The following is a 13,000-nucleotide window of genomic DNA, read 5'->3' on the forward strand; positions in this document are numbered from 1 at the left end:
TTATTTCTTTATTATTTGCATAATAAAATACCAAGATATGTATGTTTTTGTTATTATATCTTGGTATTTTATAAATAATATAATTTTTAGAATAAAACTCTTTTATTTTCTTCTCTTTTAGTTATTTTCTTTCTATCAAAATTTTCTAATAAAATCATACAATTTTTTCTATTAGAATTAATTAAATCTCTATATTCACCTAAAGTTATTTCTTTATTTTCCATTAAATAATTTATTAATTCTTCTTTAGCAGATTCATATATTTCTTTGTCCATAACATGATTATCATCTAATTTTTCAACATAATTACCTATCATAGATTCTAAAACTTCTATATAGTAGTGATTACTTTCACATATACTTTCTATACTTAATATAGGTAATACATCATCTTCTCTAAGTTTTTTTGTATATTTAATTTTATTTCTTTTTGTTTATCATTAAATACAACTTCAAAATTATATAAAGAAACTATATTATTATCTAATTTTACTATTTTTTCATTTTCCATATAATTTAATAATGTATCTATATCTTTCATTTTAAATTTAGACTCTAATTTTGATCTAAATTCTTCCTTTAGCATACCTTTTCTAAGCCTATATTTTTTATGATAAGATAATAATATTTTTACTGTATCTTCCTTAAATTTTTCATACTTGCTCATATGAATATAAATATTATTTATAATAAGTATTCTTTTTTCTTTCACTAATTTGTCTATAGCTTCCTTTATATTAAGTTCACTATCTCCGCTATAGCTCATAATATCTTTTATAGTTATGTACTTATTTAAATTTATTTTTAAGTACTCTTCTAAAATATCTTTTAGTTCACCTTTTTCTTTTAACTTAAGTGTCTGTATTAGCTCATCATCAAATCTTTTATGCTTTTTAGGCGATGCATCTATTATTATGCCTCCTCCAATTGTTTCCATAGGTGAATAGGTTCTTAATACAAATTTATCTCCTTTTTTAGCAACTATATTTTCTTCTAGTCTTAGTTGTACATATCCACTTTGTCCACTCTCTATAGTTTCTACATTTAGCGGAACTGCTCTACAAAATATTTCTCTACTTCCATGATATAATCTTAATCTATCCCAATGTTTTAATATTTTGTTAGAATGATTTACTAGTGAAAGTTTTGTATCTAACATCATAGATTCCTCCAAAGAATCTTTTGCTGCCAATACATCTCCCCTTTGTATTTCTTCTACTTTTGCATTTGATATATTTATAGCAGTTCTCTGTCCTGCATAGGCTTCATTAACACTTTCTCCATGCACCTGTATACTTCTTATCTTAGTTGGTAATTTTTTAGGATAAATAACTAAATCATCATCTATACTAATTTTTCCTTCTAATAATGTTCCTGTTATAACAGTTCCAAATCCATTTACAGAAAAAACTCGATCTATATTAAGCCTTGCTGGTAAGTCTCTATCATTATCTTCTATTTCTTCACTCATCTTATCTATTGCATTAACTAAATTATCTATTCCTCTTTTTGATATAGAGTCAACTTCTATAATATCTACATTTTCTAAAAACGTTCCTCTTACCTTTTGCTCAACATCTTCTTTTGCTAATTCTATAAATTCATCATCAACTGTATCGCACTTTGTAAGTACTATTATTCCTTTTTTTACATTTAAAAATGTTAATATATCTAAATGCTCAACAGTTTGGGGCATAACCCCTTCATCACATGCAACTACAAAAAGTACAATATCTATACCAGCCACTCCTGCTAGCATATTTTTTATAAATTTCTCATGTCCCGGAACATCTACTATTCCAACTCTTTTATTGCTTGGTAAATCAAAATATGTAAATCCTAAATTTATAGATATACCTCTTCTTTTTTCTTCTGCTAATGTATCTGTTTCCCTACCAGTTAGCGCTTTTATAAGAGTAGTTTTACCGTGATCTATATGTCCTGCTGTTCCTATTACTATGTTTTTCATCTATTCCTCCCAATAAAGCTTTTATGTTAAAGCATTTTCTAGTTCACTTGCAATAACATCAAACTCATCTTCAAATATTGTTCTTACATCTAATATATATTTGTTATCATATATTCTAGCTACTATATGAGATTCACTTAATCTAAGTCTTTTTTCTAAATTTGATACATTTATTTTATTTGGAGTTATAGCTATAACCTTTGTTTTTATAACTTCAATAGGCATAGACCCTCCCCCAACTTGTGAAAAACCATCTTCAATCGATATATGTATATCTAAATTTAGTTTATTAACTTTGTTAAATAACTTTAAAGCCTTTTCCTCTAACTCTGATTTATTTAATGTTAGCATTTTTAATGTAGGTATATTCTCTACTGCTTTTTTCTCATCTAAATACATTCTTAAAGTAGCCTCTAGAGCACATATTGTTAACTTATCAACTCTCAGGGCTCTTGTAAGTTGATTTTTTTTCATTTCATCTATATATTTTTTCTTCCCCACTATAATACCAGCTTGAGGGCCTCCGAGCATTTTATCTCCACTAAAAGTTACTATATCTGCCCCACTTTTTATAGAATCTAGTACTGTCGGTTCATAAGATAAACCATATTTAGATAAATCTATAAATACTCCACTTCCTAAATCTTCTATAACAGGAATATTATATTCTTTACCTAATTTAGACAGGTCTTCTATATCTACACTGTCTGTAAATCCTAGTATTTTATAATTACTTGTATGTACTTTCATTATAGCTTTTGTATCTTCATTTATAGCACTCTTATAGTCACTTAAATTAGTTTTATTAGTTGAACCAATTTCTACAAGTTTAGTTCCACTTAATTCCATTATATTAGGTATTCTAAATGATCCACCTACCTCAACTAATTCTCCACGCGAAACTATAGTTTCTTTATTCTTAGCCATTGTACTTAGTACAAGTAAAACTGCTGCTGCATTATTATTAACAACCAAAACATCTTCAGCATTTGTAAGCTTTTTTATCATCTGTGTCAAATGAGTATATCTAGAACCTCTTTCCCCTTTTTCTAAATCATATTCTAAATTTGAATATCTAGATGATAGGTTCCATAATTCTTCCTTTATGCTTTCACTAAGTAATGATCTTCCTAAATTAGTATGTATAACTGTTCCAGTGGCATTTATAACTTTCTTTAATGATAACGAATAATTTATTCTAATTCTTTGAAGTGAATCTTCTATAATATCTTCCAATTTTATATTAAAGTTATCTATACTATCTTCATTTATATTTATAATAAATTTTCTTTTTACATCTATTGATTCTCTTATTGAGTCTAACACCAAACTCCTTGGATATTCTTCTAATGCTTTTATTACATTTTTATCTCCTAACACCTCATCAACTGATGGTAACATAGAAAATAATTCTTTTTTTATCAACACAATCACCCTTTCCTTGTTAATATATAAAAATTACGGTTATTTATATAACCGTAATATATTTTTCAGATTTTTGTTTTACAGTACCTATAATTTTTGCCTCTATAGAACCATTCTTTTTCATATCTTTTACAAGTTCTTGTGCTAATTCTGGTTTTACTGATACTAATAATCCTCCAGAAGTCTGAGGATCATATAAAATATCTTCTATTTCTAGTTTTATATTTTTAATATCAACATCTTTTGATATATATTCTTTATTTCTATACATTCCTGCAGGTATAATTCCCATCCGTGCCATTTCAATTGCACCGTCTAATATAGGAACTTCTCTAGCCTCTATCTCAATACTTACATCTGATGCTTTAGCCATTTCAAGAGTATGTCCTAAAAGGCCAAATCCAGTTATATCTGTTGCTGAATTTACATTTATATCTTCAAAACTTTTAGCCGCATATTTATTTAAGTGTACCATTACCTCAATTACTTTATCAGATATATCTTTGTCCACTAAGTTTTCTTTCATAGCAGTATTTAATATTCCTACACCTATTGGTTTAGTAAGTATTAATTTATCTCCTACTTTAGCAGTTGCATTTGATAAAACCTTATTTGGATTTACTATACCAGATACAGAAAGTCCATACTTTGGCTCTTTATCATCCACAGTATGTCCGCCAACTAAAAGCGCTCCACTTTCTTTTACTTTATCAAATCCACCTTTTAATATTTCTGCCAACACATTCATATCATGGCAAGATGGAAAACAAACTATATTCATTGCAACTAAAGGAGTCCCTCCCATAGCATACACATCTGATAAAGAGTTTGAAGCTGCTATTTGACCAAATACATATGGATTATCTATCATTGGCGTGAAAAAGTCTAATGTTTGTATTAAAGCCATTTCATCATTTAATTGATAAACAGCTGCATCATCTGATGTTTCTAATCCTACTAATAATTTATCTGTACTTTCATTTTTAGGAAGCTGTGATAAAACTGAAGCCAGAACCTCTGGCCCTATTTTAGCCGCTCAGCCACCTGAAGTCGTCATTTCAGTAAGCCTTTTTAAAATTTGCATAACCCTACTCCTTTAGCTAATTATTATATTCCTATAATATCACACTTTAATATGTTTATTGAATAGATTTAAACTTGTATAGTTATATTAATTTATACAAATAGCATCTTTTAAATCTTCATATTTTTTCTCACCTATTCCATTTACATTTTTTATTTCTTCTATTGATTTAAATGTTCCATTTTCTTGTCTATAATTTAGTATCTTATTTGCTGTTGCTTCTCCGACACCAGGCAAAGAATCTAATTCTTGTACTGTAGCAGTATTAATATTTATTTTATTACTGTCTTTATTTTCAAAACTTTTCATAGTATTTGATTCTTCATTATTAAACTCTAGCTCTTCGCCTATTTTAGGTATTATATAATGTTTCTCATCTTCTATTTTCATAGCTAAATTTATTCTATTAAAATCAGCTTCCTTAGTCAGCCCACCTAATTTGTCTATTGCATCAGATAACCTTTTATCACTATCTATAGTTACTACACCAGGCGAATTAACTTCACCACTAATATATATAGTCGCAACTTTATTATTTACATCTTTATTACTTTTTGCAACCTTTATATCTTCTATTTTATCATTATTTTTTTTATTATTTTTTGAAATTGTTTGTTTATTATTCTCTTCACTCTCACTAACTACGTAAATATTATCTTCTAATTTTTTGCTATTTTTATATATAATTGTTCCTATACTTAAGATTATTATCAAAGAAAATATAATAATATTACCCAATTTTTTCAAATTTTAATCACTCCTTTATTTTAATTATTGACAAAAATATGTTATACTAAAATATAAGTTTTAAATTTGGAGGTTAATACATGAAAAGAATTTTATCTCTTTTAGTGTCATGTCTTATAGCCTTTACCTCATTTTTAAGTACTGCAAATATCTCATTTGCAAATAATGCTAAGCCCAATCTAACAGCTGAACATGCAGTTTTAATGGATTACGAAACTGGAAAAGTTTTATATGATAAAAACGGTTCTTCAAAACTTTACCCAGCTTCTACTACTAAAGCTTGGACAGCTTATGTTGTCTTAAAACATGTTCCTGATTTAAGTCAAGTTGTAGAAATTAAGGACTTGCCACCTGTGGATGGCTCAAGTATGTACTTAAAAAACGGTGAATCTTTCAATGTTAAACAATTATTAGACGCCCTACTAGTTCACTCTTCTAACGATGTAGCTGTTGTATTAGCTAGATATGTAGGTGGTGGATCAGTAGAAAAATTTGTTGAACTAATGAATAAAGAAGCTAAAGCAATCGGTGCTAAAAACACTCACTTTAACAATCCTCATGGATTGCCAGATACAAACCATTATACTACAGCTTACGATATGGCTCTTATGGCTAGAGAAGCTATGAATAATGAAATCTTTAGAAATATTGTTAAAACTAAGTCTATTAGTTATCAACCTAGTGAATCATATCCTCACGAAAGATACTTTGTAAATACTAACAAGTTTCTGACTTCAAATGAAAAGATTAATTATAAAGGAAATCAAATCGATATTAAGTATGATATAGTTGATGGTATAAAAACTGGATATACTGATGATGCCGGAAGATGCCTTTTATCTAGTGCTGTTAAAGATAATATGAGGCTTATCTCTGCTGTCTTCAAAACTACTGGGAATGATTTATATCTAGATTCTAGAACATTATTAGATTATGGATATGAAAATTTCTATTCTACTACTATTGTTACTAAAGAAAAACAGGCTGGTACTAAGAAGATCTTCCTTAGTAAACAAAAAGAGCTTTCTTATGAGCCAGAGTATAGTTATAAACGTGTCTTACCTAAAGGTCAAAAGGAAAGTAGCTATACTACAAAAGCTAATTTAGCAAGAACTAAGTTACCTATTAGAAAAGGTGATAAAGTCGGTACTTTAGATGTATATAATTCAGGTAAACTTGAACATTCAATAGATTTAATAGCTAAAAATAATGTCAACAGTGTATTTGCTTTTATAACTGAGAATAAAGCTGTTATGTCAATAATAAAATTAGCTACATTAATAGTTATATCATTAGTAATAATTGTTATAGCATTTGTTATAATGAGAAAAAGAAGAAAAAAAAGAAAACCATATAATAGAAATATATATTCAAAAAAAAGAGGTAAACATAGCAGAAGAAGAAGATAATAAAAAGGATAGCAACTATTAGTAGCTATCCTTTTTTTATGTTTTTAATTTTATTATATTTACATTCTTTACAATTTCCAATACATTCATCTATTCTATCTAAACATTCTTTAAATGCAATTTTACTGCTATTTCTATGTCTTACTATTAATATATCATTTTTTTTAGCTTGATTTTCCGCTATCGAAGTCATTTTGTGTGAAACAGCTGAAGTAAATATGACTATTGCATCAGGTTTTCCGATTGAGTTATTAAACTTTGATGACATAGTTGTAAATACCTTAGTTTTATATCCTTTTTGTTTTCCTATATTAATATAATCTTTTTCCATTCTTTCGTGTCCGCCAACTACTACTAAATTCATTAATATACGCCCCTTTCATATTAGTAATTAGTATCTTTATTATTAATGATAGTATTATAAAACCCCTTTGTCAATGCTTATTGATATTAATTATCATTTTTATTTAACTTTTTTATATTTAACAAAATAAATAATAGCCATACTAATTTAAATTAGTATGGCTATTATTTATTTTAAATGTTTTTTTATCCCTTTATTTAATATACTCTCATAATCTATAAAATCATATATATCATTTTTAAATACATCCGAAAATTTTAATAGCTCATCCATAGTAAGATCTTCTATTGCCTTTTTGTTATCTTCACAGTATATTACAATGCTTCCAACTATTTGATGAGCATCTCTAAATGCAATATTATTATTAACTAAGTAATCTGCAACTTCTGTAGCATTTAAAAATCCAGATTTAACAGCTTCTTTCATTTTATCTTTATTAACCTTAATAGTAGATATTATTTTTTCCATTATTGAAACACACATCTCAACTGTATTTACACTGTCGAAAAATCCTTCTTTATCTTCCTGCATATCTTTGTTATAAGCTAGCGGGAGTCCTTTCATAACCGTTAAAAGTCCAAAAAGGTTACCATATACTCTCCCTGTTTTACCTCTTATCAATTCTGCCCCATCAGGATTTTTCTTTTGAGGCATTATGCTACTTCCTGTAGTATATAAATCATCGATTTCTACAAATTGAAATTCTTGACTACTCCATAATATTAATTCTTCACTAAGTCTACTTAAATGCATCATAATTATTGAAAAATCACTCATTAATTCTAATAAATAATCTCTATCACTAACTCCATCTATATAATTTTCTACAATTCGCTTAAATCCTAATTTTTCTTTAGTTATATTTCTATCTATACTATGTGTAGTTCCAGCTAAAGCCCCACACCCTAAAGGAGATTCATCTAATATTTCTAAAGCATTTTTAAGTCTTTTTTCGTCTCTATCAAACATGCTGTAATAAGCCATTAAGTGGTGTTTAAAAGTAACTACCTGAGCTCTTTGAAGATGAGTATATCCAGGCATAATAACTGGATTTTCATATGCAACTTCTTTTATAGTATTTTTAAAATCAGATATTAAGCTTATTATATTAATTGTTTTTTCTTTAGCATATAATCTCATATCAGTAGCAACTTGGTCATTTCTACTTCTGCATGTGTGAAGTTTTTTTCCTATATCACCAATTCTATTTATTAAATTTATTTCTATAAAACTATGTATATCTTCATAGTTTCCTTCTAGTAATAATTTTCTATTTAAAATATCTTTATATATGCCAACTAATCCATCTGTTATAGCTATTCCCTCCTCTTCTGTTAATAATTTACAATGAACTTGCATATATACATGAGCAATACTTCCTTCTATATCTTTTTTATATAAAACATTGTCATAATCAAATGATTTATTAAACTCCTCCATAAGTTTATTTTCTTCTTTTCTAAAACGTCCACCCCATAGTTTCATATTATTCACCTCGTATTATATATTATTTTGTGTATTTTTTAGTATATACAGATATTGTTTCCAATATTGTAAGTGTTAAGTTTATATTACAAATTTATCCATAATTACTCCTCCAAATAAAATTTAAACAAAAAGCCTCTTGGTCTTTAGACCAAGAGGCGAATTTTCAATCCGTGTTACCACTCTTATTGATAATAATACTTATATAATAAGTAATTTAAAATATCAAAAAAGCCCCTTGGTTATAAAACCAAGAGACGAAATATTCCGCGTTACCACTCTAATTAATAAGTAAAACTTATCCACTCTAATCTCTTAAGGCGAGACAGACCGAATGCCATACTAAAATTTCAAGCATCCTCCTCTAAAGCTCTCTTCATTATAAAATTTACTATTAGGCTCACACCAACCCTAACTCGCTGTAGCTTATTTTATATTTACTTTCTTTTTCGCTGGATTTTTATTTTTGCATTTTTATATATTATAATTATAAAATTCAAAATAGTCAATATATTTTTTGTTTTTAATACTTTGATTTTTTAATATTAAAGTGTATCATTTGTTACAGACTTTTATCTAAAGGGTATGTATAATTTTATATATAAAATTATACATAAATTTTTTAGGAGGATTTATTATGAGTTGCGGATGTTCTAATACAGATAAAAATAATGGTAAAAATGTAGTTGATTTAGTGAGAAGTAAGGGTAAAGGTGAGTTTCCTTTAAGAACTCATCATGAAATAAAGTGTGTTAATTGTTCTAAATCATTTACTATGAAAACTCATGTAGATAAATGTCCACACTGCTTTATGGTTTATGGTGTTACTCCTTGCAGTTCTAGTGATAAAAACAATATAAAACCTGCAGATATAAACTACTAATATAAAAAAAGCTTCTTATAAATTATAAGAAGCTTTTTTATACCACATTATATATCATTACATAAGTCATCATATAATTTTATTCCATTTCCATGTACCATTATTAAATTTTTAGGTTTTATTGTATTTACAGTTTTTATTAAATCCTCATATTGAGCATGTGATGATAAGCTTATTTCAATTAAATTTACTTTAATGGTATCATACGGTTTTAGTCTCTTTTTTATTATCTCCCTATCCATACATCCACAATTTAAAATAGTTACTATATCATTATCTTCTAAAACTAAGTTATAGTAGCTTTCTGATATACTTTTATCTTTTAATATCCCTCCACTTACAATTATCACATCATTTTCATAGTACTTTTCATAAACAGACCTATGTTTTTTATAGTCAATTTCCTTATTTATATTAATTTTTTTATCTACTTTATTATAATACTTATTAACTTTAACAGCTAATCCATCTATTAAAATATTTGCTTTAGTTGTGCTATTTTTTATTAAATCATAGTACTCTTGAGTTATTCCAATAGTTGCAGATGGAATTAGTACTCTTTTTTTATTTTTTACAGATAAATTAGTAAAGTAATTAAATAGTTTTTTATTATATCTATAAGGTAAGGTAATTCTTTTATTTCCATAGGTTGTTTCCATAATAAGATAATCTGCATTTTTGAATTTAACAAAGTTTTTTTCATCAATATATCTAGTAGTAGATTGTCTGTTAAAAGAAAAATCTCCTGTATATATTATTTTTTTGCCTTCATACTCTATACAAACTCCAACTGAACCTTTTATATGATTAGAAGAGAAAAAAGTTACTCTTAATCCTTTAATCATAAACTGTTCATCATCTTTTTTTATTTCTAGCTTATTAAAATCTATATCATAACCAGTTGATACAACATTAATAATATTGTAAGTATCCTTAGTCATATAAATTTCATTTACATATGGTTGTAAAACATCTAAACTACCATAATGATCTAAATGGGCATGACTTATTATTAATGATTTTATCTTGTTCTTAGGAATATTGTTTTCACCTAAAAATTTTTCTATATTAATTTTTTTAATTTCTGAATTTATTATTTCTGCTCCACAATCTAATATTAAGTATTCATCTTTTATTTTCAAAATATGCATGCTAACTGAAGATTTTCCTTTATAACTATAAATTTCTAAAAAATTATCTTTAAATTCATATTTTTTTATTTTCTTAGGCATATGATTATAATTAATCTTTTTTAAATCTATTATACCTAATAATGATTTACAAATATACTTAGGTAGATTGTCACATGCCACTTCACTATATATTTCTTTATTATCAAAATTATCTATCTTTGATTCATAAAGTATGACTAATTCTTCTAATTTTAATTCTTTTAATATATTTATAGTTTCATATAAATACTCTTTATATAAAGCTATAAATTTTTCTAATTCTAGACCATTTGATTTTTCTATTTCTTTGTTTATATTATCTTTTATTTCTTCGATAAAATTAACTAGTATATATAAATATTTTTTTCTTTTATCTTTTATACTATCTATCTTATAGTTTAAATCATCTGATGGATTTAAAGATATTCTAAAATAAATTAATAAATCTATAAAATCATCTATATCACATTTATTGGAATTTATTATATCCATTATTCTTTCTTCATTTTCCTTAAACATATACTCTGCTTGTTCGTATAAATTTAAATGTAATAATGATAATATAGAATATATTATCCCCAAGCTATTTTTATTAAAAGAAGAACTTTCTAATCCATATTGAAAAGATAGTAAATACTCACCTAATTTATACTTTGTATAAGCTAATACTTCTAAAAAATCTTTCTTCCCTCTTTGAATATAAGATATATTTTCTATAAAGTAATCAACTTCTTTTATATTTTTTATATCATCATATTTAGAACTTCCCATTGTATAAATTATTTCTTTCTCTATATTTTCAACATATGTTTTTTTAACTATAGTATCTTTATATATATACATAATTATTTTGGTGGATCTACTTTCAATCTTTTTAGCATGGATATTGCTTTAAATTTTATCCTTGGGCTACATTTTTCATTTTCAATTATAAAAAATAATATATCTATAAATTCATCTTTATTTTTATCATTAAGTAATCTCTCTATCAAGCTTATTAAAGCCATATATATATTATCAGAATATTCTATACTAGAACTGCCATTTAAACCTATAGATTTTTTTATAGATGAAAGAGCAACTTCTTTAAAATTAAATTTCGGTTTATCACATAATTCATATGCGCCATTTATAGCCTTTATAATTTTCGTCTCATCATCACTGTTTAAATATTCATCATAAATAGTTTTTATTGCATATCTTAAAAGTTGATTACTCTTATATGCACAGTCTCTTATTATAGAAAATACCTGTCTACTTTCATAATAGTCTTCCTCTAAAAACTCTCTTATCAACTCTATCGCATTTTTTTCATCCCCTAAACTACACATAGCTGCACTGCAATATACTTTTTTAGTAATATCATTTTTATTTTTATTTATTAAATCTGAAAATCTAGGACTCAAACCTTTCCTAGAACCCCATTGGGCTAATGTCACCAAAGCTGTACCTATCTCTATAGAGTTACATGAATATCTATTAAGTATATCTATTACCATATCTTCAACTTTTGATGAATTAGAGTATCTTATTGCTAAAAATGCATTTTTTCTAGTGTTACTATTATTCATCCACTCTTCAAACGAGCTATAAAAGTCACTTTCTAAATCCCAATTTTTAGCTTTTTTTATCATAGCATCTAAAGTTACAGATTCATCTTTAGCTCCCGATGGTATAGTTCTACTTATTATTTTTCTAGCAGTTTTATTTATACTTGGTATTTCTAAATACTTCTCTGCTTTTTTTATAGCTTTATTTCCAAAGCTTTTTGTATAGTTATGTATAAAGTACTTAGCCATTTGAACTTCTGTATTATCTGATTCCTGTGTCAAGCTTATTAATTTTAAAGCATAATCTATACATATATCATCATTTTTATTCATAAAAGCTTTTAAGGCTTGTAATCTAGTATCTCCTTTAGTATGTCTATCAAAAATAATCTTTAAAAATTCTGTATCATTTATTTTTCCGCAAGCATTTATTAAAATCATAATCTGAGTTGACCATGACCATTCATATAATATAAATCTAATCGTATCTTTATATTCTTCTTTATTTTTGCTATAAATTTCTGCTATAACATTTCCGATTGTTTCTATTAGCAAGTTATTATTAATTAATATATTGTTAATAGTTTTTGATGCATATAATATAGCTTCTATAGGGCATGTATTTTCATCCATCATATCTTGTGAAATGAATCTTAAGTCCATTTCCAATTCATGTAATTTTCCTGAATTTATTCCTCCTAATGTAAGCTTCTCATAAGCTCTTAATAATTCTTCTATATAATATGGTTTAAAGTTCCAATAAAATAGTTTATTATTACAGTTATTAGTACTTTCGCCACCACCTTCACTTACCTCATTTATATCACTCAAACTAACTGAAGGCTTTGAGATACTCATATTATTTCTGTATTTTTCTAAATCTTCTAAGCTTTTTAATATCACAAAAATCCC

The 13,000-nt window shown here is 26.1% G+C and carries 11 protein-coding genes and 1 other annotated feature; of the genes, 2 read left to right on the forward strand and 9 right to left on the reverse strand.

Annotated features, from left to right (window positions below):
• Window positions 1–86 precede the first annotated feature (86 nt).
• The 5 genes from JWF52_RS19155 to JWF52_RS01740 form a co-directional block, all read right to left on the reverse strand.
• The gene (locus tag JWF52_RS19155; protein ID WP_286183951.1) at window positions 87–317 is read right to left on the reverse strand and encodes a SelB domain-containing protein; all 231 of its coding nucleotides are present in this window, start codon (window positions 315–317) and stop codon (window positions 87–89) included.
• Between the two features lie 53 nt (window positions 318–370).
• A complete protein-coding gene (gene selB, locus JWF52_RS01725) occupies window positions 371–1,969 on the reverse strand; it encodes a selenocysteine-specific translation elongation factor (protein ID WP_286183952.1) in 1,599 nt (532 codons plus the stop codon).
• A gap of 21 nt (window positions 1,970–1,990) precedes the next feature.
• Window positions 1,991–3,394 carry an L-seryl-tRNA(Sec) selenium transferase gene (gene selA, locus JWF52_RS01730; protein ID WP_353654853.1) on the reverse strand — a complete coding sequence of 468 codons (1,404 nt, stop codon included), beginning with the start codon at window positions 3,392–3,394 and terminating at the stop codon, window positions 1,991–1,993.
• A 43-nt stretch (window positions 3,395–3,437) separates the two neighbouring features.
• On the reverse strand, window positions 3,438–4,478 hold the full coding sequence (gene selD / locus JWF52_RS01735) for a selenide, water dikinase SelD (protein WP_208331632.1): 1,041 nt from the start codon (window positions 4,476–4,478) through the stop codon (window positions 3,438–3,440).
• An 87-nt stretch (window positions 4,479–4,565) separates the two neighbouring features.
• Window positions 4,566–5,225 carry a helix-hairpin-helix domain-containing protein gene (locus JWF52_RS01740; protein WP_208331633.1) on the reverse strand — a complete coding sequence of 220 codons (660 nt, stop codon included), beginning with the start codon at window positions 5,223–5,225 and terminating at the stop codon, window positions 4,566–4,568.
• Window positions 5,226–5,305: 80 nt separating this feature from the next.
• Here JWF52_RS01740 and JWF52_RS01745 point away from each other — a divergent pair, with 80 nt between their 5' ends.
• Window positions 5,306–6,634 (forward strand): D-alanyl-D-alanine carboxypeptidase family protein, encoded by a 1,329-nt coding sequence (locus JWF52_RS01745; RefSeq protein WP_208331634.1) that lies wholly within the window; start codon window positions 5,306–5,308, stop codon window positions 6,632–6,634.
• Between the two features lie 25 nt (window positions 6,635–6,659).
• On the opposite strand, the gene JWF52_RS01750 is transcribed toward JWF52_RS01745, so the two are convergent.
• Together JWF52_RS01750 and argH are read right to left on the reverse strand one after the other, a co-directional pair.
• A complete protein-coding gene (locus JWF52_RS01750) occupies window positions 6,660–6,998 on the reverse strand; it encodes a DUF2325 domain-containing protein (protein ID WP_208331635.1) in 339 nt (112 codons plus the stop codon).
• 168 nt (window positions 6,999–7,166) lie between these two features.
• A complete protein-coding gene (gene argH, locus JWF52_RS01755) occupies window positions 7,167–8,483 on the reverse strand; it encodes an argininosuccinate lyase (RefSeq protein WP_208331636.1) in 1,317 nt (438 codons plus the stop codon).
• A gap of 250 nt (window positions 8,484–8,733) precedes the next feature.
• Window positions 8,734–8,945, reverse strand: a binding site (T-box leader).
• A 175-nt stretch (window positions 8,946–9,120) separates the two neighbouring features.
• On the opposite strand from argH, the gene JWF52_RS01760 reads away from it, so the two are divergent.
• Complete coding sequence (locus tag JWF52_RS01760) at window positions 9,121–9,366, forward strand: hypothetical protein (RefSeq protein ID WP_208331637.1); 246 nt, start codon at window positions 9,121–9,123, stop codon at window positions 9,364–9,366.
• 47 nt (window positions 9,367–9,413) lie between these two features.
• Here JWF52_RS01760 and JWF52_RS01765 read toward each other — a convergent pair whose 3' ends face one another.
• Entirely contained in the window at window positions 9,414–11,381 is a 1,968-nt protein-coding gene (locus JWF52_RS01765) for an MBL fold metallo-hydrolase (RefSeq protein ID WP_208331638.1), read from the reverse strand.
• Window positions 11,382–11,383: 2 nt separating this feature from the next.
• Complete coding sequence (locus tag JWF52_RS01770; protein ID WP_208331639.1) at window positions 11,384–12,991, reverse strand: hypothetical protein; 1,608 nt, start codon at window positions 12,989–12,991, stop codon at window positions 11,384–11,386.
• Window positions 12,992–13,000 lie beyond the last annotated feature (9 nt).

This window comes from Clostridium sp. CCUG 7971 (genome assembly GCF_017590215.1).
Lineage (GTDB): Bacteria > Bacillota > Clostridia > Peptostreptococcales > Peptostreptococcaceae > Faecalimicrobium.